This window comes from Wolbachia endosymbiont (group B) of Chesias legatella, from assembly GCF_964026945.1.
In the GTDB taxonomy this organism is placed as follows: Bacteria; Pseudomonadota; Alphaproteobacteria; order Rickettsiales; family Anaplasmataceae; genus Wolbachia.
In genome coordinates this window covers 645,938-668,656 of sequence record NZ_OZ034711.1, presented here as the reverse complement: position 1 = coordinate 668,656, position 22,719 = coordinate 645,938, and the positions used below count along the sequence as shown (strand labels likewise).

The 22,719-nt window shown below is 33.8% G+C and carries 15 protein-coding genes and 1 pseudogene; 7 read left to right on the top strand and 9 right to left on the bottom strand.

Annotated features, from left to right (window positions below; all coding sequences use genetic code 11):
• Nucleotides 1-49: 49 nt before the first annotated feature.
• The 9 genes and pseudogenes from AAGD65_RS03025 to AAGD65_RS02985 form a co-directional block, all read right to left on the bottom strand.
• Nucleotides 50-1,072: a S49 family peptidase gene (locus tag AAGD65_RS03025; protein ID WP_264376382.1), complete on the bottom strand. Its 1,023-nt coding sequence runs from the start codon at nucleotides 1,070-1,072 to the stop codon at nucleotides 50-52.
• A pseudogene (locus AAGD65_RS03020) lies at nucleotides 1,072-2,490 on the bottom strand (phage portal protein). The gene AAGD65_RS03025 and the pseudogene AAGD65_RS03020 overlap by 1 nt, the downstream one beginning before the upstream one ends.
• Nucleotides 2,487-3,191 carry a glycoside hydrolase family 25 protein gene (locus AAGD65_RS03015; protein ID WP_264376381.1) on the bottom strand — a complete coding sequence of 235 codons (705 nt, stop codon included), beginning with the start codon at nucleotides 3,189-3,191 and terminating at the stop codon, nucleotides 2,487-2,489. The pseudogene AAGD65_RS03020 and the gene AAGD65_RS03015 overlap by 4 nt, the downstream one beginning before the upstream one ends.
• Nucleotides 3,188-3,412 (bottom strand): gpW family head-tail joining protein, encoded by a 225-nt coding sequence (locus AAGD65_RS03010; protein WP_114517459.1) that lies wholly within the window; start codon nucleotides 3,410-3,412, stop codon nucleotides 3,188-3,190. The genes AAGD65_RS03015 and AAGD65_RS03010 overlap by 4 nt, the downstream gene beginning before the upstream one ends.
• A complete protein-coding gene (locus tag AAGD65_RS03005; RefSeq protein ID WP_264376380.1) occupies nucleotides 3,413-5,239 on the bottom strand; it encodes a phage terminase large subunit family protein in 1,827 nt (608 codons plus the stop codon).
• Nucleotides 5,236-6,711: an ankyrin repeat domain-containing protein gene (locus AAGD65_RS03000; RefSeq protein WP_405197572.1), complete on the bottom strand. Its 1,476-nt coding sequence runs from the start codon at nucleotides 6,709-6,711 to the stop codon at nucleotides 5,236-5,238. The genes AAGD65_RS03005 and AAGD65_RS03000 overlap by 4 nt, the downstream gene beginning before the upstream one ends.
• Nucleotides 6,712-6,725: 14 nt before the next feature.
• Entirely contained in the window at nucleotides 6,726-7,211 is a 486-nt protein-coding gene (locus tag AAGD65_RS02995) for a hypothetical protein (RefSeq protein WP_264376378.1), read from the bottom strand.
• Between the two features lie 13 nt (nucleotides 7,212-7,224).
• Nucleotides 7,225-8,448: a DNA modification methylase gene (locus AAGD65_RS02990; protein ID WP_264376377.1), complete on the bottom strand. Its 1,224-nt coding sequence runs from the start codon at nucleotides 8,446-8,448 to the stop codon at nucleotides 7,225-7,227.
• A gap of 102 nt (nucleotides 8,449-8,550) precedes the next feature.
• Complete coding sequence (locus AAGD65_RS02985) at nucleotides 8,551-9,006, bottom strand: crossover junction endodeoxyribonuclease RuvC (protein WP_264376376.1); 456 nt, start codon at nucleotides 9,004-9,006, stop codon at nucleotides 8,551-8,553.
• Nucleotides 9,007-11,542: 2,536 nt separating this feature from the next.
• On the opposite strand from AAGD65_RS02985, the gene AAGD65_RS02980 reads away from it, so the two are divergent.
• From AAGD65_RS02980 to AAGD65_RS02950, 7 genes are all read left to right on the top strand, one after another.
• Nucleotides 11,543-13,657 carry an AAA family ATPase gene (locus tag AAGD65_RS02980; RefSeq protein WP_264684993.1) on the top strand — a complete coding sequence of 705 codons (2,115 nt, stop codon included), beginning with the start codon at nucleotides 11,543-11,545 and terminating at the stop codon, nucleotides 13,655-13,657.
• Nucleotides 13,658-14,199: 542 nt separating this feature from the next.
• The gene (locus AAGD65_RS02975; RefSeq protein ID WP_262986641.1) at nucleotides 14,200-14,949 is read left to right on the top strand and encodes an NTP transferase domain-containing protein; all 750 of its coding nucleotides are present in this window, start codon (nucleotides 14,200-14,202) and stop codon (nucleotides 14,947-14,949) included.
• 125 nt (nucleotides 14,950-15,074) lie between these two features.
• The gene (locus tag AAGD65_RS02970) at nucleotides 15,075-16,028 is read left to right on the top strand and encodes an NAD-dependent epimerase/dehydratase family protein (RefSeq protein ID WP_264376250.1); all 954 of its coding nucleotides are present in this window, start codon (nucleotides 15,075-15,077) and stop codon (nucleotides 16,026-16,028) included.
• The gene (locus AAGD65_RS02965; protein WP_264683256.1) at nucleotides 15,985-18,312 is read left to right on the top strand and encodes a glycosyltransferase; all 2,328 of its coding nucleotides are present in this window, start codon (nucleotides 15,985-15,987) and stop codon (nucleotides 18,310-18,312) included. Before AAGD65_RS02970 ends, AAGD65_RS02965 begins: the two co-directional genes overlap by 44 nt.
• Nucleotides 18,273-19,949: a WG repeat-containing protein gene (locus AAGD65_RS02960; RefSeq protein ID WP_263858704.1), complete on the top strand. Its 1,677-nt coding sequence runs from the start codon at nucleotides 18,273-18,275 to the stop codon at nucleotides 19,947-19,949. Before AAGD65_RS02965 ends, AAGD65_RS02960 begins: the two co-directional genes overlap by 40 nt.
• A 4-nt stretch (nucleotides 19,950-19,953) precedes the next feature.
• Nucleotides 19,954-20,943, top strand: coding sequence for a phytanoyl-CoA dioxygenase family protein (locus AAGD65_RS02955; protein ID WP_211908674.1), 990 nt, complete (start codon nucleotides 19,954-19,956; stop codon nucleotides 20,941-20,943).
• Complete coding sequence (locus AAGD65_RS02950; protein WP_211908065.1) at nucleotides 20,944-22,719, top strand: ABC transporter ATP-binding protein; 1,776 nt, start codon at nucleotides 20,944-20,946, stop codon at nucleotides 22,717-22,719.

The following is a 22,719-nucleotide window of genomic DNA, read 5'->3' as shown; positions in this document are numbered from 1 at the left end:
TTTTACCGCCATATTTGTGGTTGTTATACACGGCGGTTATACACATACTTTAAATGTTTGATTGCGCACGACTTTTCGCTACCTGCATCATCAACTCTTCTCCTGAATTCTGTGGTATTGCACTTAGTATTTCTGTCTTCTTCGTTTGCTCTGCAAGTAACTCCATTAAAACTTCCCTGGCTTGCTCAATACTTACGCCTTGCTCAATAAATTCTCCTATCTTTTCTGGCATCTTTGATATATTACATAATCTTATTATCTCTAAAATTTCTCTACGACAGTTCTCCTCAATAGTTGTCATACTAACACTCCTACTTTTATGATTATTGATAAATTCAAAAAATGTTGTAACTCCATCTGCAAGACCTATTTCTACTGCTTTCTCGCCAAAATATAGACCTGCTTCTGTTGATCGAATCTTTTCAATTGAAAGACCTCTGTTCCTTGCTATTAGCTGCAAAAACATTTCATATAGTCGTCCTACTTCTTTTTGTAAGCTTTCTAAACTTTCAGACGTCATTGGCTCATGCGGGTTTAAATCATTCTTTCGACTACCAGCAAAGATTGTGGTGTACTTAATACCTTGCTTTTCATCAAACCCACTTTGATCTATGTGGCTTGCTATTACTCCAATACTGCCAACACCAGAAGTTCTGCTCACAAATACCTTCTCAGCGCTAGAGGCTATAGCATATGCAGCAGAGTATGCATCATCATTGGCCATCGCAATAATCCTTTTTTTTGCTCTTGATTCGTAAATAAAATCAGCCAGGTCAAATACACCGTTTACTTCCCCTCCTGGACTGTCTATGTCAAGTAGAATCGTCTCTATGCTTTTATCTTCTAAAGCACTCTCTATCTCTTCATGAATATTTTCATACGAAGTCATATCTAAAATATGATCAAAAGCTTCTGTTTTTTTTGTCAAAACTCCATAAATACGTATTATTGCTATTCCTTTTGGGTTTATATGAAAATGCTTTAAGTTCTTAAAGATAGGTTGTTTGCTGTTATATAATGATAGTAGTTCAAAGCTTCTTCTCTCTACCATTATTGGCTTATTTATCCACATCACCTTCCTTCCCTTTTATGATTAACGTCAGAATCGAAACAAAGTCCAAAAGAATTAGCACGCTTTTGATCTTCTGCTATTTCTTGGTCAATTTCTTCTACATCGTAACCCATTTCTGATACTACTTCTGAGCGGCTCTTGAAGCCATTTCTTACTGCCATTTACTGTGCTTGCTGATCTTTCAGTGGATCTACCCAATCAAATCCCTGTGGTATCCATTTTACTTCTTCTTTCGCTGCTTTTACTACTTTTTCATCTATACTCAGTTCTCCACAAAGTACTGCTAACTCTAGCCATCTATTCCAAATAGGTCTACAAAACTGGAACACTATCACGTTATGCTGCAACATTGCACACCTTCTGCGAAACTCTATCAGCCCTGCTCGAATGGATGAATAATTAACGCCTGTTAAATCTCCTGTTAGCTGTTCATATGTTATCCCTGTACCTATTGCTATTGCCCTGAGTTGCTGTCTCATAAACGCTTCATAACTTCCTCCTACATCTGACGGCTCTGAAAATTTTATATCTTCTCCTGGGTCTAAAAGCTGCATTGTTCCTGGCTCTAAACCTGATAATGCTACTCCTTGCTCATTACTTTCACTTTCTCCTAAAATATTTGCTTCAGGATCAAGTCTTGTAATAAACCCTGCAAACATTGCTGCTGTCTTTTTTCTCACTAATTCTGCATCATCATATTGATCAAGCTCATAAAGTTTCAGAAGTATACTAGAAAGCCACGGCTCTCCTCTTATCTGGCCAGGTCTTAAAGGTTTGTAGATATGTAAAACATCATTTGCCGGTACTCTAACTGATTCTCCAAATGAACCTTCACCTGGGTGTTCTTTAAATAGGTAATATGCTTCTCTTTGCCCAAGTCTATTGAACTCAATCCCGTTTCTTATTACATTACCATTTCCTAAAGTTTGATTTGTTTTATTATCTAGATGTTCAGACTCAAGTACTTGCAGTTGTAATGGCACAGAAAATCTATCTTCCAGCTTTCTCGTTCTTAAACGTACAAAACATTCTCCTCCCTCTATCATACTTCTGCATACTAGAGCTTGTAATCCATAAAAATCACTTACCCCGCTACTGTCTGCTTCATCTGTCCATCTTAGCCATAATTCTTGCACCTTCTTTCGAAATTCTCCATCTCTTGCTTTTGATTGCGGTTTTATTCCTGTTCCAATAGAGTTACTTACTATTGTATCAATGATATTTGCCGCATATGGATTTTTCCTTACCATATCTCGAGAGCGACTACGCAGGTGCTCAAGGCTTTGAGAGAGTAAATTATTTATGCTTCCTGCTTCTCCTTGCCAATACATTACCCTTCTTCCTGACCCTGCTGCATCCCAGGCTGAACTTTTGATTTTTGGCTTGCTAAATAGTTGTTTGAATTTTTTCAGCATCATACTAACCAAAATTCTCTTAATTCTTTCAAAGTTCCGTTAAATTTATTTCTGTCACATTTTCCAATTCCACTTACTTCATCTGGCTCTGGACCTATTTTACCGTCAGTATATTGCCATAAAATCCAATCATTCCAGCCTTTTGGTAATGTGAGTTCTTTTCTCCAGCTTGCTATCCATAATGGACATTTTGTCAAAATTGGTGTGGCAAAATCTTTCAAAAAATTAGCACCTCCATACACTAAAGGTAAACGCCCTGTTTCTTCTTGAATTTTTTTAACAAAATCTTCTGCTTGTTTTGGTTCTATATTTTTTCCACTTTCGTTCTCTTCAATATCAAGCACAACAATTGTATTTTTAGTTTCACCCACTGTATTCAAAAAGTGATTTGCTTGATCCTTTCCATCTTCCCCTACACCGAAATGATATGAACCCCATAATAGACCCAAGTCTTCAGCTTCTTTTCTTCTTTCTTTGTATTTTGAATCTATGTACTCTGTTCCTTGCGTTGCCTTATGAATTACTCCAACTATACCACTCTCTTTAGCTAACTCAAAATCCACATTTTCTTGCCAATGTGACAAATCTATTATTCCATTTACTGAACTCTCTCTATTCTCCCATAGTTTTATGAAAGTTTTTAATTGCTCTAAAAATTCAGAATATTCCTCTTTTACAACTTTTCTCAGAAAATTTTCCCTCATATAACTCCTTTATTTGTTGCAAAAATAATCTTTCGTTTAGGCTTCATTCCAGCAATCTTTAGTTCACCTTTGATGCGTTGTCTGAGGCTGAGCAAATCATTTATCTGAACTTCAGCATATCTCACAACATGGTCACCATATGCAATTGATACCACTCTTTCGCCACTCTGAAGCTTCTTTATTGCTTGTTCAACTTGAATTAAATAATCTTCGTTATACATTTATTGCTTGCTGATCCATTTGCTTTTGACTATTTTCTTTGATTTTTTATTTTCCGGTTTTTCACTTAAACTATTCCATTTACTCTCTGGCCATCTGTCTATTCCCAGTGCTATCGATGCAGCTCTTGCATAAATTCGGCAATCTAGTACTTCATTTCTTTCTCTTACCTTTTGCCACTCCTGTTTGGTGTATCCTTTTACTACCTTACTGACTAATTGCTCTGCCGTTAACTGCTTAAAATATTCAGGTGCATACTCAGGAAAATGACAATATCCTGCTGGCACTTTCTCTTCTTCTTTTAAAATATTAAGTAGCTGAAAAAGCTCTGACTTTAATATCGATACTCCTACTGGCCAGAGCTTTATTCCCCTTTTTAGCTTTTGACCACCAACTGTTATATCAACTCTACTTGGGCTGCTAAGTGGCACTAGGGCTTTATTTACACCTTTGACTGCCATTACTCTTCCAGATCCTTGATGACCTCTTACCCAGTTGTATACTTCTTGCGTTGCATACCCTGCATCCACTGCCATCATACTTATCATATATTCAAACCCATTTTCACCAATAAAATGATGATTGAGTAACTCCGAAAGTTTTTTCCATACTTCTCCACCTCCTGTATCTCCTTCAAATACTCGATAGTCTATTGACCAATTTTCACGACTTTTTCCCCATGCTACAACTTCCACCTCTAGACGATCTTTTTGTACATCTACTCCTGCAGTAAGTACCACTTCTCTCCTAGGTACTGTGCCTACGGGAAAAAATTCTCTTCTATTAAATAATTGCTTCCAGTCTGGTACTTCTCCTTTATCTACCCAAGTTTCTCCAAGCGTTGTATTTATCCAAACTTTCAGTAATTGTTCGCTTTCCTTTGCATGGAGAAAGTCCTCTACTGCTTGTTGCCAACTATACCAGCCAACTGGACTATAAAGACTTGAAAGATGAAATCCTTTTTTCTCACCTTTTACTCTATTAGTAGGCCTCCATTCTCCACGCTCAAGCATCTCTGTCTTTTGATGATTTTCTATTTTACTGCTACATTCAGTGCAGACATAATGTGCTGTTCTTGAGTCGTTGTTTTCCCATTTAATTTGTGACCATTTCAGAACTTGATAGTAATTACAATGTGGACATGGTACAAAAAAATATCTCTTATCTGTTGCTTCAAATTCTTTCTCAATTCTGCTTATTCCATGAATCGTTGGTGTTGATACTAAAAAAATCTTTCTCCGTGCAAATGTATTAGTTCGAGCAATACTAAGCAGTACTGGATCTCCTTCTCCTCCTGAATCTCCTGGATAGGCATCTATTTCATCAAGAAAGAGATATTTTACTGGCATAGATCTCAGTGCTACACTGCTATTTGCTCCGGTTATTACTACTATTCCACCTGGAAATTCCTTACTTTGTACAGTATTGCCTGAGTCTCTTGACCTTGGGTCTTTTACTTTACTTTTTAAACATGGTGTACTTTCAATCAGTGGTGCAAATCTTCCTTTTGACCAACGCTTTCCCATTTCAACTGTCGGCTGTACTACTAGCATTGGCCCTGGCGTTTGATCGATGATATAGCCAATCCAATTATTTCCTGCTTCTGTTCCTCCAATCTGTGCTCCTTTCATGAATACTACTTTTTCTGCTGGTGAGGACGGAGATAGTGAATCCATGATTTCTTTTAAATAAGGAGTTCTCTCTGTTCTCCATTTACCTGGCTCTGATGCTGCAGTTGCTGCTAAAACTCGATACTCATTCGCCCACTCTGATACTTTAAGCTGGGGATCTGGTCTTAAACCTTCAGAAAAAGCTCTAGCGTATATCATTGTCTGCATCTACTCATAATTGGTTCTATCTCAATATTGTTAACAGTAGAGTTTATTCCTCCACACTCCTCCAATTCCATAAACATCTTTTTCTGAAATTCGTTTTCTATATATCTTTTACTCATCTCACTTATCATTATTGCTATAACAAGCGCAAATACTCCTGTTACTGTTGCAAAAATGATTGCACTGCTTATTGTTGTTGCTGTTAACCCTATACATACCGCTATTGCTACTGCACTTACTGATGTAAAAACACAGATCACATTGTTGTATTTTCTTACTTTTGCATCTCTATGTTCTATACACCTATAATAAACTGGTACAGACTTGCCTATCTCATCTGGTAATTTGATGCTCTTTTCTTTAAATAAAGTTTTTAGCAATTCTAAATTATTTGACTTGATTGCTAAGTGCAGAACAGGTGTATAATTTGCTCCTTTTTTCAGCAATAACTTTACTACATGTAAATGCCCTTTTTCCGCAGCAAGATAAATCGGTGATAGACCTTTATTATTTGAAATATCAATATCAATTTCTTCTTTTAAAATAGACTCTACAAGCTCAACTTCTCCCATTTGTGCAGCTAAATGGAGTAGACTATTCTTCTCAGAACCGTATTTATTACTCACCAAAGCCTTCTTTATCTCAGGTTTAGCGTAATCAAATGGTGTTTTGCCACTATCGTCTTTTACCAATGGATCTATATCTTCTCGCGTTAGTAAGACCTCTATTGTTTTAAGTCTTTCAGCGTAATGTAGTGGTGTTTTATTTTCGTAGTCTTGCAAATTGACTTGAGCATTAGGCTCCCTTATTAAGCATTTGAGGATATCCAAACACAGATCTCTTTCATCGTAATTAGTATTACTTACAGCTATATGAATAGGTAACAATTTCATTGAGTTTTGTCCCATGCGCGTGCTATTTACATCTGCTCCAAGCTTTAGCAGTAACTTTACTATCTCCAATTTTTTGTTATTAACTGCATAGTGCATTGGTGTCTGATTCCGTGCATCAAAGACATCAATTTCAGCATTTCCTTCTCTTATCAAAATCTTTACAACTTCTGCATGTCCTATGCCTGCTGCTAGATGTAATGGCGTATGATGCAGAGCATTTCGTACATTAACGTCAACACCTTTTCCTATCAAATATCTAACTGCATTAACTTCACCTATCATTGCAGCTAAATGAAGTAAACTATCTTGCTCTGATCCGTATTTATTGTTGATTAGCGCTTGTAATATTTCTGCTTTTTTCCCTTCTTTGGCGTAATCAAGAGATGTTTTACCATCATTATCTTCTATAAAAGGATTAATGTTCTTTTTCGTGAGTAACAGATCTACCATACTTAATTCGTCAAATTCTATAGCGCAATGTAGTGGGGTTTTTCCATTTAATCCTCTAACATTAACATCTAATCCTGGTTGATTGATTAGACACTTTATTAACTCTAAACTTAGCCATTTTATATTCAAAATCTTTTTTATATTTGAAATTTAGTATTAGATAATTCTTGTAATGAGTTTGTAATCTCTTCAGTTAGCGCCATATGAATCTTTTCAGTATCACTCAGTGATGCAAGTAGCGCTGAAACCCTATTTGGAATATTAAGCAAATTATTACGGACAACTCTTGCTACATTAAATGCTTCAGTTTCTACTTCTTCTACTGAGACAAGTTCTCCTATCTCAGCCTTAGCTTTTGCCTCAAGAAGTTTACCTCGTTCCATTTCATTTTTTATTCTAGTTTTTAGCAACATCGTGGAAAGGTTACTTGTATTTTCGTTTTCTGGATTTTTCCTCCTCAGTGGCTGACTTGGATCTCTTATTGCCGCTACTGCTTCATTTGCTTGTTCTCTATTGATCAAACCATCCTCCAACTCAACTATTCCTTTTTTTACTAAATAACAGACATATTGCTTTGAAACTCCTAGTTCTTTTGCCCATTCCGTTTGTGTAATCTTTTCCACTTTTTTTGCCCCTTTATTGCTGTTTTTCTTCTTGAATTTGTGCAAAAGTTTTGTCAGTACCAGAAAGAATTGCCTTCCTACCTGTGTATATTTGCCAACGTTTTATGGTTACATCTACAAATTTTGAATCTAGCTCTATTGTTCTGCAAATTCTTCCTGTTCTTTCACATGCAATTAGTGTGCTACCAGAACCACTAAATGGATCAAGTACTATGTCTCCTGGTCTGCTGCTGTTTACTATTGCTCTCTCCATTAGCTCTACTGGCTTCATCGTTGGATGTAGTGTATTGTGCGTTGGCTTATCATAAAACCACAGATCACTTTGATTTCTACCTCCATGCCACTCACGTTTATTGCCGCTTTTCCATCCATAGAGCATTGCTTCGTATTGTCTTTGATAATCTGATCTTCCTAGCGTAAAGTGATTCTTCGCCCAAATGATAAAAGTTGACCATTTTCCTCCCGCTTCCTCAAATGCTTTTTGCAACGTTGAAAACTCTGATGATGATGCACAGATGTAAATTGCACCTTTAGTGTATGCTAAAATATGAGTACAAATATCATAGAGAAAAAGCTCATACTTTTCACCTTGATTATCGTTTAGTATCTTTTTATCCTCTCTTTCTTGACTGCTACCATAATCAACGTTATATGGAGGATCACAAACAGTAATGTCTGCCATTTTATCATCTAACAGCGCTTTATATGATTCAACTACAGAGCTATCACCACAATAGATTCGATGATCACCTAAAATCCAAAGATCACCTGGTTTTGTTATTTCTACCCTTTTTTCATCACCAACCAAGTCAGAAAAATCTTCTTTTTCACTATCTAAATCATCAAGGAAATGTTGAACTTTTTCCAATTCAAATCCAGTCATTTTAAGGTCAAACTGCAAATCTTCTAATTCTTGAATTTCCACTCTCAAAAGATCATCGTCCCACTTTGCCCAATTAGCTGATTGATTGGCCAGTAACCGAAAAGCTTTGGTTTGTGATTCATTTAAATTATCACTGAGGACTACTGGAATACTCTCCATACCAAGTTTTCTTGCTGCTTTGAGTCTTAAATGACCATCAACCACAGTACCATCGCTTTTTGCAACTATTGGAATACGAAAGCCAAATTCCCTGATTGAAGCACACATTCTGTTTACTACGTCATCATTTTTACGAGGATTACGCTTATATTCGACGAGGTTTTCAACAGGATAGTAGTGGATTGCTAAATTCATATCTTAATAATTAAAAAGTTAATATTCAAAATATGTCTAACACTAGAAAAGGCCTGAGGTCCAACCCACCAAACCAGCCAGTATGGCCGAAAGGACCCACTTTTATGGTATTTTTAATATGTTAAAATCTTTACTAACATAGAACATTAATGCCAAAGCATCGGCCTCATTATCATCTCTAGGTGAAAAACTTTTTTCACGTATCGCTTCAATAACTTCACTCTTACTTGCATTACCTTTGCCTGCTATAAAGCGTTTTATAGTTTTAACATTAACACCTTGGTAGGGAATACTGTTCTCCTCACACCAGGCAGAGAGAACGGCAAGAAAACCGCCGTAGCAATGCGCTGCATCAGTTCCTAAGTGTCTTCTTACTTCCTCAAAATACACTGCAGAAATGTCTTTCAAAGAATTAAGCCAATTACGAAAGTTTAAGAAACACATTCCACCTCCACTAAACCGGCTACCATGAAAGCTTTTGCTTCCACTTTCAATTACTCCATCTGTAAGAATTGCCCAGCCCGTTTGTTTGCCTAGATCTAGTGTTAGGGTTGACATTTGCTATTATTAAAATTACAAGTAGCACTTACTCCAAAATATCGTCTGGTTTCTACAAAACACACTAGAAATTCATAGGTTTTTGTAGGCCAACAACGAGAATTATGTGCTACTGCAGAAAGTTGTTTTCTTATTATATATATTCACCAAAATTACGAAAACTGTTCAATTTTTTTTATTTGCAAAGTACAAAAATCGTATTAGACTTATATACAGGTTTGTTCTATAGTAGTAAGGTTACTGATAATGCCATTTAATTAAGTTTTAAAGGGTACCACGTGCGTTCTTTGGTGAATTTCTATTGTTAATCTATAAAATCACATCTAGCTTTAAAACGAAGTTTTTATCTCATCTAAAAAAATATAAATTCTCAAGCTTACCAAATTTCCTTTCTACTAAATGTTTGTTAGTGGTAGGATTGACATTTTCTTGAAGCTCTCGTACTTAAAGCGCATCTACCTCGTTGAAACAATGCCCTTCTATTATATATACCGGATTTCTTACTACTTTTTCCGGAAATTTTTCAAAAAAGTTTAAATAAATTTCAAAATTGTCAAAATTAGTTAATTAAATTCATTAAAATAGTTGTTATAATAATAAGAGTTCTTTATATTTTAACTTTAAATAGAGATAAGCAAAAGAATTGAGAAAGGAAGGAGAAGAAACCTGCTAGAATATCTTTACAAGGACAGGTAGCCTCCTATTGCTTTAACTACAAACAACTCTATAGATAGCATTTAAACTCATTTTAAGGGTAGTGCTTTTTTGTCCCCTCCCTTTTTTTGTATCTTTTTAAGTAGCTCTTAATTTCTATGAACACCAACAGCACTCCTACCACGTGAAAAAAATCTTTGCAATAAATAAAAGATATGATAGAGTTAAACGTGTATTTTTGCTAAGAAGAGATTTATTGTGGTAGGAGATACTTAGTAATGCCATTTATTTCAATTTTAAGCTATGTTACAAGCGTTCTTTGACTAAGGGGTAATTTCTCCTTCATCTAAGTCATGAGTAGCTTTAAAAACGCGGTTAAAACGACTTTTATATTTCGGTTAAAAATTAAAATGGACGGTATATTAGCCTTTTTGAAAACCATTTCAGTTGAGCACCAGGTTAAAACTTATTACAGTTCATGTTTTTTTGCTTAACTTGTTATTTGAAAGTTAAAAAAGTAAACATTTAAGCACGTTAATAATATTTAGGTAGGTATTATGAAAGGTACATATCCTATATGTTCTATTATTATATATTATTATTTATTATATATATAATATATAAGGTTTTACCAAAAACTGGGCTACACTCAAAAACCCTCTATAATCCTAGCTTTTAAAGCAATTAAGAAGTTTTTTTGAATTTCAAACTTAAATTACTCTTAACCCTTTAATATAGCCGGATTTTTTCCTTTTAGGAGATTTCATTTTCCAATCTAAAATGGCTAAAACTGCCAAAAATCTATGTAATCTCGAATCTAAAGTGCTTAATTCACAAATAATTATTATGAATAACTTTACTAATATGCATTTTGTGGCTACTTCTTATAGACGGAAAATCTCTCCCCTGGGTATATTGTAAACACGTTAAGCTCTATTAAAGTTTAATAGAAAAATCGTAATAAAAAAAATTTTAGAGCAATTCATATTTCGGACTGCATTTCTAGTATATATTGTTTAGAAAAGAGGTCATTTAGTGGGGTATGAAAGCTAATAGAAAGCGGAATTGTGCAAAATTTTTTAAAAAAGTGAACAGTTTTTATAATTTTGGTGAACATATATAGTAAGGGAACAGTGTAAGTTTAAAGTTAGATGTTTTTATAATAAGGAGTAAAAGTGTTTTGGAAAAATTTCCCTCACTTCCGGAAAGATCGATAAGGGATCCGGTATACTATAGTCAATGGTACAGAAATATAAGCATCTCTTGAGTTATGTTAATAAGTGAACTTAGTTTATGCAGTAAGCAACTGTTATAAATTTTCTAGCATATAGGTATATTTACTTATTAAAGTAAGCTTCAAAATGCAAATCATTTGGCAAACCTACCAAATAACCAGATGAACTTACAAAGAGAAATACAAGAAAATCAATACCTTAAGAGAATTTCAAATGGCAAATAAAATTTCATTTGGCAAAATTGCCAATCGGCTCCAAAGCTGCGTATATGTGGAGGTTTAACCAAAATGTTAAATGGCAAATTTCCTTATATATAATATATATTACATACTATAAATATGTAATATATCAATGTGACAAAATAGAAGCATTATGATTATTTAATAGGAAGTTGACATAGTGAGGAAAATATTGTAGAATTATATTAGAGTATTTTGTCTTAAAAGAAAGAAAACCCTAAGAGCCTTCAATCTTACCTTTACTATAAACCTGAACTAACTTCCTTCACTTATTAATATATTTTTCAAGCTTTGCCAAGAGAACCACCTACTGCATTTTTTACTTCATGATAAGAGAACAAGACCGCAACCAATACAGCCTTGCTCAAAAACCTTTCAAACACTTAACTTTAAAAGGAGCTTCAACCTATGGTACAAGATTTTTTAACTGATGTCAAAGAAAAAAATACTTTAAATTATGATTTTAACAACGCTGTCTCACATTTAGAACCATTAGAGCAATTTGATGTAGAAGAAATAAAAAGACAACTATTATTAAACATCAGATCATGCCTTTCTTATTTATTTCCAAGAGGAACTTTTCATGGTGACAAATTTCAGATAGGTGATGTACAAGGTAATAAAGGCAAAAGCCTCAAAGTTGAATTAGCGTATGGCAAGGTCGGATTATGGATTGATTTTGCAACTGGGGACGGTGGTGACATTATTGATCTTTGGGCAGCTGCACATGGGAAAAACGCTAAAATAGAATTTGTTGAAGTAATTTCTTCGATAAGTGAATGGATAGGATGTAACAAGCGACCTACTAAAGAGCAAAAGAGAATAACTCAATGGGACTATCTCGATCAGGATAATCAGTTGATTGCCAGCAAATATCGTTATGATACTGCTTCAGGAAAAAGTTATCAACCATTTGATGCTAAAAAATCTACCTTTACTGCACCTGAGATCAGGCCTCTGTATAACATTCCAGGCATCACTAAATCTGATAGAGTGATATTGGTAGAAGGGGAAAAATGTGCTGAGCTACTCATAGAACAAGGGATCACTGCAACAACAGCAATGTTTGGAGCAAAAGCACCTATTGAGAAAACTGATTGGACTCCACTTAAAGGTAAACACATTATTATATGGCCAGATAACGATGATCCTGGAAAAGATTATGCTCAAGAAGCCGCAAAAAAGCTTTCTGGTTTTGGAGTTGCATCACTTTCTATTCTCAAGATTCCTCAAGATAAGCCAAAATCTTGGGATGCTGCAGATAGTGTGCTAGAAGGAATGAACGTTGAAGAATTTATCCTTAACAACAAAAGCCCTTATTCTTCAAGAAAGTCAAAAAGAATTGATACTACAGTTTGGACCAATATCCCTCCAGAAAGAAAGTGGGTTATTAAGGATTGGCTCCCTGTAGGAAGTGTTACAGCTCTTTATGGTGATGGTGGTGTTGGAAAATCTCTCCTTGCTCAACAATTAATGACAGCCGCTGCTTTTGGTAAACCTTGGCTTGGAATAGATCTGGAAAAAATAAAGACATATGGTGTGTTCTGTGAAGATGATGAAGAAGAACTTTGGCGTCGGCAATGCGCAATAAATGAATTTTATCAATCAGGTATGGAATCTTCTGATTTTCAGGATAATGTTGGCTTATGGTCACGAGCAGGGCACAATAATCAACTTATGGTTTTTAATAACAAAGATACTGGTCAATTAACTACGTACTTTCAAGAGTTACTTGAGGATATTGAATCGTTTCAGCCGAAGCTTGTGATATTAGATACAGCAGCAGACCTATTTGGAGGAAATGAAAACGACCGTTCTCATGTGAGACAATTTATTCAAGGTTGTTGTGGTCGAATAGCTCAAGCAATAAAAGGAGCTGTTTTATTACTTGCCCACCCTTCTGATGCGGGAATAATACGTAAAACTGGCACAGGCGGTTCAACAGCATGGAATAATACAGTAAGGTCTCGTTGGTATTTGACTAGACCAGATAAAGCTAATGCTTCTCCTGATGAGAGAATTTTATCGCGCAAAAAATCTAACTATTCGCAGTGCAATAACGGGCAAATGACACTTTACTGGAAAAATGGGGCATTTGTACATGACAATTCAGTTTTAAATTCAGAACCAATAATCAGAGATCAATATAGTAAAAAGTTGGATTTAGAACGGATGAGAAAACATGAGGTTATCTTGAATTTAATTCGCAGTAGCGCATATCAAGGTAATATTTATACTGCTGGACAATTTGCAAAGCGTTTTGAAGGAGAAGAGGGGCTTGGCAGTGAGCGCAATATTAGAGAAAGAATAAATAATCTTGCAACTCTTGGACAGATTAAATTCTTTCGTAATGCTGCAGGATATGGGACCAATTCTAAATATGGATTTCTTTGTGTGCAGGATATGGAATTTAAAGTTTCAGTAGGAGATAAAGTAGAGCACAAGTTAATAAAGCCAACACATTACTATCTACAAGCAAATGGTGCGGTCTTGCCTATTAAAGATTTAGATGTTTTGTGGTAATTTTTCAAAAAGTTTCTGAAAATAGCAATTACTTTTATTCAAATTTTCAGGATGTTGAGAGCATTTAAGAGGGGCAAGTGAGTTTTCTAAAAAACCTTCATACAAAATTTTCTTTACAATGAATAAAAATGACGATAAAATCATGTGCAAGTTTATTTTATACTAATAGAATTAGTATAAGTACATTTTATTCAAATTTTAAAGGGCATTACAGACGCTAAAGAGATACAATCGATTGGGTTGGACACACTCGCTTTAGAACTTAATTACAGGCTTTTTGGTGAATTAAGCAGTAGTTACCTTATTTCAAACAGAGTGGTCTAAGAGGTTTCATCAATAAAAACCATACTTGAAAGTAGCACACACTCAATTATAACTATGGGGCGTCTCTTTCTAAAATTTTACTTAAGAATTACTACAGATGCTAATTTAACGAATTTTGTCTGTTCGATGGTAGTTATTTTCCTCTAGAAAATCAAAGTGGACTTTACATCTTACTAATTATAAATTAACTTACTACCTAATCAATTCCTGAATTATGTATGAGTAAAATTTTGATAATATTAGCAGCAGGAAAGAGCAGTAGAATGAATTCTGAATATCCAAAAGCGTTGCACCAAGTGGGAAATCTTACTCTTTTAGAACATATAATTTCTAATGCAAAATCGCTGAGTCTAAAAAGCTTATCAATTGTTGTTAACAACTCCCTTCTAAAAGATTTAGAAAACTTTGATACTCTAAAAAGTATAATCGATCAATACAATATAAAACTAATAATTCAAGAAGATATTACAGGCACTGGCACTGCAGTTAAAATTGCTCTAGAAAATCTGGAGGAGTTATCTGATCAAGACATAGTTTTAATACAGTATGGAGACACTCCTTTTATATCTAGCGATACAGTTATGAAAATGACTGATTGTTTAAAGTATAATAATTTAGTTCTTCTTGGATTCAATAGTCAAGATGAACAATATGGAAGATTAGTAATTGATAATTACGGAAATGTTCAAAAAATCCTAAAAAATGGAGATAAAATGCTTCTTGCAAACTCTGGAATAATGGCTTTATATGCTAAAGATCTCTTTACCTTAGTAAAAGAAATAAAATTCAATAATTCGACCAATGAATATTGTCTTAATGATATAGTGCCCATTGCAGCAAACAATAACTTGAGTGTAGGTTATGTAGTTTCTGATGAAAGAGAAGCAATGGGAGTAAATAATAAAGAGGATTTGATTAAAGCCGAACACTATTTTCAAGAAAGAAGGCAGCCAACTTTTCTTTCATAACTACATTTTTTTATTCATTAATTTAAGTTGACATTTGTTTTATACTGGTTTTATAATACCTTTTGATTCTTACTTGTAAGATAATTGGTACGACAAATTTTCCTATTTGTAGTGAGAGGGTATACATGGGGATATTAATAACAGGTGCTGCAGGTTTGATAGGGTCAACCTTGGTGAAAAAGTTAGAAAACCAGGGCCATGAAGTAATAAGCTGTGATATTAGGTTTCGCAACAATCCACTCAGTTTTTTTTCAGAAGATATAGTACCACTACTTGCTAAGTGTACAGGAATTATTCATCTGGCTGCAATTTCTCGAGTTATACATGGTGAACTTTATCCTGAACTGTGTAAAAAAATTAATGTTGATGGTACAATGCAGTTTTTAGGGTTATGTAAGTCACTTCCAAATAAACCATGGTTTATATATGCAAGTAGTAGGGAAGTCTATGGAGAGCAGAAGGAACTGCCGGTTACAGAATCTGCTAGTATCGATCCAATAAATAATTATGCCAAAGGTAAAGCATTTATTGAGAAGCAAATAACAAGTTTAAAAGATTTTAATGTAGCAATATTACGCTTTTCAAATGTATACGGTGGTTTACTAGATCATAACAGTAGAGTAATTCCCGCACTCTGTATTAATGCATTAAGAGGTGATCCAATTAAAATAGAAGGTAAAGAATGTGTTTTTGATTTTACCTACTTGGATGATGTTATAGAGGGTATATGCTTAACTGTTAAATATTTACAAAGTGAAAAATCTTCTCTTCCTGCTATTCATCTTACTACTAATAGCCCATGTACTTTAGAAAACTTAGCAAAAACAATATTAAAAGTCACGAAAAGTGATTCTAGAATTGATTTTTATCCTCCAAGAAATTTTGACGTAACTAAGTTCCATGGTGATTTTACTAGAGCTAAAGAGCTACTTGGTTGGTCTCCAAAGCATTCATTAGAAGTAGGATTAAGCAATTTTATAAAAAGTCTACAAAACAATATACAAGAGTATCCTAACAATATAGATATGGTAATATATGAAAATATTAAAAGTTATTCATGGTTACCCTCCTTATTATAGCGCTGGTTCAGAGGTTTACAGCCAAACTCTTGCTCATGAACTAGCAAATAACAATGAGGTACAAGTATTTACTAGGTATGAAAATAGCTTTTTACCTGATTTTTATTACACTACAGTCCTAGATCGTAGTGATTCTCGAATCTTACTGCATTTAATTAATATACCCATAGCTAAATATCGTTATAAATTTATTAATGAAGAAGTAGATATAAAATTTAAAAGAGTAATAGATAACTTTCAGCCAGATCTTATACATTTTGGTCATCTTAATCATCTATCAATTACTTTACCAGAAATTGCTTTTAAAGAAAATATACCTACAATTTTTACGCTACATGACTTTTGGTTAATGTGTCCAAGAGGAAGGTTTATTCAACGCAATTCTGAAGATTTATTACAGCTTTGTGATGGACAAAAGGATCAAAAATGTGCAACCCAATGTTACAAGGGATATTTTACAGGAGATGAAGAATTCCTGAATTCAGACCTAAATTATTGGGAACAATGGGTTGCAACTAGAATGAAGCACACAAGGAAAATAATAGACTATATAGATTACTTTATTTCCCCATCGAAATTCTTGATGGATAAATTTACTCAGGATTTTTATGTTCCGATAAACAAAATTTCTTATCTTGATTATGGTTTTGATCTCAATCGTCTTAAGAATAGAAATAGAGTACAAGAAAAAGAGTTTATTTTCGGTTATATTGGTACTCATACTCCCGAAAAAGGTGTTGATCTATTATTGAAAGCTTTTTCTCACTTATCATCTAAAGCAAAACTTAGAATTTGGGGAGCAGCAAGAGAAGAAACTAAAGCTTTAAAAGCGATTGCCGATCAGTTTTCACCTGTTGTTAAAGAAAGAATAGAGTGGATGGGAAGTTATGATAATAAGAATATAGTTACTGACGTATTTAATAAAGTTGATGCAATAGTCGTTCCTTCAATTTGGGGTGAAAATTCACCGTTAGTAATACATGAAGCACAGCAACTTAGAATACCAGTTATAACAGCCGATTATGGTGGTATGGCAGAATATGTAAGAGATGGACTATTATTTAAGCACAGAGATGCAAGTAGTTTGTCAGAAAAAATGCAAGTCCTATCTACAAATCAGGAGTTATACAATAAACTTACCCAAAAAGGCTATCCTTATACTAAAAATGGAAATATACCTTCTATGAGTGAGCATATTGAGAAACTTAACAAGATTTACCGTAATGCTATTGAAAAGAAAGGCAAATCAGTAGCTGTTAAACCCGGTCCTTGGAGAATTACTTTTGATACTAATCCAGATTACTGTAATTTTGCTTGTATAATGTGCGAATGTTTTTCACCATACAGCAAAGTTAAAGAAGAAAAGAAAGCTAAAGGAATAAAACCTAAGATACTGTCGATAGAAACTATCAGAAAAGTAATTAAGGAAGCAGCTGACACACCTTTAAGGGAAATCATTCCTTCTACTATGGGTGAGCCTTTAATGTATAAAAGCTTTGATGAAATAATCAATTTGTGCCATGAGTTCGGCCTTAAGCTTAACCTCACAACCAATGGTTCTTTTCCCATTAAAAGAGCTAGAAAATGGGCTGAACTATTGGTACCAATTTTATCTGATGTTAAGATTTCCTGGAATGGGGCAACTAAAGAAACTCATGAAAGAATCATGAAAGGTTCAAAATGGGAAGTAGTGACAGAAAATTTAAAAACTTTCCTTGAAGTTAGAGATAAATACTTTAGCGATACAGGTGAAAGGTGTACCGTTACTTTACAATTAACATTTTTGGAAAGTAATTTACATGAACTCTATGACATAGTTAAGATGGCCATAAAAAACGGCATAGATAGAGTTAAAGGACATCATCTTTGGGCACATTTTGAGGAAATTAAGGATCTATCTATGAGAAGAGATGAGTTAGCAATTAGTAGATGGAATACAGAGGTGAGAAGGTTATATGAGCTTAGAGATAATATGCTATTACCAAATGGTAAAAAGATAAAATTAGAAAATTTTACAATTCTTTCTCAAGAAGGTATTAAGGATTTGGCTCCAGGTGGTCAATGCCCATTTTTAGGTAAAGAAGCATGGATAAACAATGAAGGAAAGTTTAGTCCTTGCTGTGCTCCAGATGAACTCCGTAAGACATTAGGAAATTTTGGTAATGTTAATGAGGTTAAACTCGAGGAAATATGGCAGAGTAGTGAGTACCTAAGCTTACAAAAGAATTATTTAAATTACAAATTATGCAAAACATGCAACATGAGAAAACCTTTGATCAATTAATCAAAGATAATCTTAAATCTATTAAAATTTCACCGTGTGAGAGTTTTCACGAATTACTAGGAAATCCTTTGTATGAAGATAGGTTTATAAAGGTTGGTAAATTTCATGAGCCCGGTCTTGCACCGGTTTATGATCAGACAGGTGCTTATCATATCAATGTAAGAGGAGAAGCAGTTTATCATCATAGATTTCTAAAAACTTTTGGATTCTACTTTAATAGAGCGGCCGTAGAAGATGATACAGGGTGTTACCATATTGATTCATCTGGATGTAGAGTATACAAACAGTCGTATCAATGGATTGGAAATTATCAGGAAGATATTTGTGTAGTTAGAAGACATGATAAATGTTTTCATATTAATTTAAATGGCAACAGGATTTATCAGGAGGAATATGATTATGTTGGAGATTTTAAGGATGGTATCGCTGTAGTCTATAAGGATGGTAAAGCTACACATATTAATCATCATGGAAAGTTAGTACATAATAAATGGTATAAAAAACTTAATGTTTTTCATAAAGGGTATTCTATTGCAGAAGATCAACATGGTTGGTTTCATATAGATATTAATGGTGATCCTGTTTACCAGCAGAGATTTAAAATGGTAGAAGCATTTTATAATGGGATGGCAAAAGTTGAAACTTTTGAAGGTGTGTTAGGACAAATCGATATTACCGGAAATGTAAAGTTTAGTATTTTTGATTTAGGTAAAGAATCTCAAGTGCATAGGATTTCTGCAGAACTTTCAGCCTTTTGGAAAACTTACCTAACAAGCGTTGCTATTGAACTTGATTTGTTAAATATTTTACCTGCAACTGTGCCGTTTTTATCTAAAAAGTTAAACATTATCGTACCAAATCTAGAAAGGCTGTTAAGGGCGTTGTGGGAAATAGGGTTTATTGATTACGATAAGGACGAGGACTTATGGAAACTATCATCAAAAGGTAAGTGTTTTAAGGAAATACCATTTTTGCCAAAAGCAGCAACAATGTGGGCAAGAGTTGCCGCTGAAAAGAATTGGTTAAAGATGGCCGATATACTAAAACAGAAGTCTATCTCTTCATTTGAATCTTTTAAGGAAAGAGAAGCATCAGAAGATAAGAAAATAGCATTTTACCAAGCATTACTAGGATATTCTAGGTTTGATACTAAAGAGTTTAATTCTAGAATTAATATAGATGATGCTAAGAATATATTGCTATTTGGTGTACACTCTTTATTTCTTGCTTATTCTGATATACACAATAAAGGTTCTATAGGCCTATATAACGAACATAAAGTACCAAGACAGTTAGTAGAAAATTTAAAAGTCAAACTTATAACTCAGGAAGAACTATCAGTTACAAATTATGAATTAGGTGTCTTTTGCCGCTTTCTACAGCACTATGATGATGATAAAGTATTGTCTTATTTAAAATTGGTCAAAGGAATATCTCGTATTTTATTGATAGAAACTATTTTAGATTACCGCTCTCCAACTGGAGGCTCTGTAGATATTAATGTCATGGTTGAAACAGGAGGTAAACTAAGAACATTAAACGATTGGGAAAAAATACTCAAACAAGTAAAAGGATTCAAAATTTTTGCTGTTTTACCTTTAACAGATTACTTATCAGTTATTGATGTCAGATGTTAATCACATGGAAACATTACAAAAAAATGGTTTTTTTATTATCAAAAATCTGGTTCCTTTAGAGCTAATAATTCAGTCTTTAAGTGATATAACAAATAAGATATCAAAGCTATCCCAAGAAATAAGTGTTTCAACTTCTGACTACTTAAACTGTACCGGCAGATGGGGCATGTTATCTCAAGTAACTAGAATTATATCTCAAGCATTAGATAAAATTATTAAAAATTACCTTGAAAAGTCACTTCAGTGTCAGATACTGCAGAAAAAATCAAATGTTATATGTAAAACTGCTGATTTAATAGATGCAGTTCCCTTTCACCAAGACATCTCCTATAGTTTCAATGATCCTTACCACTTTTCCGTTTGGTTAGCTTTGAATAATGTAAGTGAAACTTCAGGTGCACTACAAATTATAGAAAACAGTCATAAATGGGAAATACAGCCTTTAGTTGATTTTTGGTACCCATATTTTTTTGATCAGTACTCAAACAACCGAGAAAATTACAAAATTAAGTCACTACCTATTTCAGCAGGAGATGCGATAGTTTTTGATTCACGGTTATGGCATGGTAGTGATAAGAATACAGATGCTAAAGATAGATTTGCTTATGTAACAAGGTGGATTATAAAAGATCAAGACCTTCCCTATGTGCCAAAACCTCAGCCTTCAGTTTTTGGTATACTCAATTGTGGTGAGTTAACAGAATCTATACTGAGAGAATGCTTGTCATTGTTTGGCTACCAGGAAAGTATAAAAGCAAAAAACATGGAAGAACTTATCAAGAGCTGGTTAGCCTTTATTACAGATACAACTACAAATATTTCTGAGATCGACACTACTGAGGCTAAGCGAGATTTATATAAGCTGCTTATTCTAAATCAAGCATCAGCACTACATGATGCTGGAGACATCTCAGGAAAAATATACAAAAATTTATGGTTTTCACTACTTGTATTTCTCAATAAAAAAGTCAACGTAGTGGAGCTAGCATTGTAAATGAACAGAAGTAGAGTTGATAGCTTCAAATGTGTATTGATGTTCATCTTGAATATAGTATCTAAATTCAAGCTTAATGTACTTATAATGTCTTTAGTTGCTCTGGTGGTAGCTGTTGATTTGTCTTTTAGAAAGTATTTAGTAAAAAATATTCTAGATACAGCTGTAAAATATCAGGAAGGTAATGTAATTGAAAATCTTTTATTACCTGTAAGCGCTTATCTTGGTATGGCATTACTTATCACTACTGCTTTTAGATTCTATGGCTATTTTGTTGACATTCGAATGTTTACCTTAATGCGTCAAAAAATAGCTGATATGTCTTTTTGTAGGCTACTCCAACAAGACCATTCCTATTATCAGAACAATTTATCCGGAAGTTTAGTACATAAGGCCAGTAACTTAATGGATAGTGTGATAGAGTTAATAAGATTGCTTATAGATTGTTTTTTCGGTTACAGCATAGCATTAGTCTTAGCTATTTATACCTTATCATTAGTAAACATAAAATTTGCAATCGCCACATTCACTTGGGTAAGCATTTTTATTTTAGTATCGATTTTCAGCTTTCGTGTACTTACTGAACTAGCTGATAATTACTCTAAACAAAATTCACAAGTAATAGCTAGTATAGCAGATAGTATTTTAAATGTTATATCAGTAAGGCTATTTTCTCAGCAAGCACATGAGAGACACAAATTTTTTCAAATATGCAAGAAAAGAACTATTGCAGAGAGAAAATTACAATGGGCATACTTTTGTCTTTGGTTTATATATGGCTATTCATTTGATATACTCCAAGCAGTAAACTTGTACTTTTTAATTTATGACTATCAATTGAACAAAATTGCAATAGGAGATATTGCTCTTGTACTTGGAATTAATATATCGATTATAGAGTTTCTTAACCATCTAACTAGGAATCTTACCCAATTTTCTACTCATTTCGGCAAAGTTTCAGATGCATTGCCAATCTTGACTACTGTACCAGAAATTCAAGATAAGGAAAATGCTAAAGAATTAAATTTATTAAGTGGAAGAATAACGTTTAACAATGTTTCTTTTTCTTATGAAGGTCAGGAGCCATTATTTCAAGATTTCTCAGTTACCATTAATCCTTGCGAAAAGGTAGGTCTAGTTGGTTATTCTGGAGGTGGTAAATCTACTTTTATAAACTTAATTCTAAGGCTATTTGATGTTAAAAAAGGTAATATACAGATTGATAATCAAATAGTATCAGAAGTTACACAGAGTTCTTTGAGGCAACAAATATCTGTAATACCTCAAGACCCATTGTTATTTCATGATACTATTTTAGCAAACATCATATATGGTAGACTTCAATCTACTATCGAAGAAATAATGAGAGCTGCAAAGCTGGCTGGTATTCACGATTTCATTATGACTCTACCAGATCAATATGGAACTACAGTCGGAGAAAAAGGCATCAAGCTATCTGGAGGAGAAAGACAAAGAATAATAATAGCCAGGGCATTTTTAAAAAACGCTCCAATATTATTTCTCGATGAACCAACTAGTCAGTTAGATTCTATAACAGAAAAAACAATTCAAATGAGTTTATTCAAATTGATGAAAAATAAAACTACGATTACTATAGCACACCGTATTTCTACACTTTTACACATGGACCGAATTCTAGTATTTAACAAAGGAAAAATTGTCCAAGATGGTAAACATGCTGAATTAGTTTCTAAGCAAGGTCTTTACAAGGAACTTTGGAATGCTCAAATTGGTTGTTTGAATGGCAAAAAATAA

Bases quoted from the DNA above. Each gene is read 5' to 3' on its own strand.
- AAGD65_RS02990 (WP_264376377.1), bottom strand. From the start codon at position 8,448: ATGAATTTAGCAATCCACTACTATCCTGTTGAAAACCTCGTCGAATAT.
- AAGD65_RS02985 (WP_264376376.1), bottom strand. From the start codon at position 9,006: ATGTCAACCCTAACACTAGATCTAGGCAAACAAACGGGCTGGGCAATT.
- AAGD65_RS03005 (WP_264376380.1), bottom strand. From the start codon at position 5,239: ATGATATACGCTAGAGCTTTTTCTGAAGGTTTAAGACCAGATCCCCAG.
- AAGD65_RS02965 (WP_264683256.1), top strand. From the start codon at position 15,985: ATGAAAATATTAAAAGTTATTCATGGTTACCCTCCTTATTATAGCGCT.
- AAGD65_RS02975 (WP_262986641.1), top strand. From the start codon at position 14,200: ATGAGTAAAATTTTGATAATATTAGCAGCAGGAAAGAGCAGTAGAATG.
- AAGD65_RS03025 (WP_264376382.1), bottom strand. From the start codon at position 1,072: ATGTGGATAAATAAGCCAATAATGGTAGAGAGAAGAAGCTTTGAACTA.
- AAGD65_RS02960 (WP_263858704.1), top strand. From the start codon at position 18,273: ATGCAAAACATGCAACATGAGAAAACCTTTGATCAATTAATCAAAGAT.
- AAGD65_RS02980 (WP_264684993.1), top strand. From the start codon at position 11,543: ATGGTACAAGATTTTTTAACTGATGTCAAAGAAAAAAATACTTTAAAT.
- AAGD65_RS02970 (WP_264376250.1), top strand. From the start codon at position 15,075: ATGGGGATATTAATAACAGGTGCTGCAGGTTTGATAGGGTCAACCTTG.
- AAGD65_RS02955 (WP_211908674.1), top strand. From the start codon at position 19,954: ATGGAAACATTACAAAAAAATGGTTTTTTTATTATCAAAAATCTGGTT.
- AAGD65_RS03010 (WP_114517459.1), bottom strand. From the start codon at position 3,412: ATGTATAACGAAGATTATTTAATTCAAGTTGAACAAGCAATAAAGAAG.
- AAGD65_RS03015 (WP_264376381.1), bottom strand. From the start codon at position 3,191: ATGAGGGAAAATTTTCTGAGAAAAGTTGTAAAAGAGGAATATTCTGAA.
- AAGD65_RS02950 (WP_211908065.1), top strand. From the start codon at position 20,944: ATGAACAGAAGTAGAGTTGATAGCTTCAAATGTGTATTGATGTTCATC.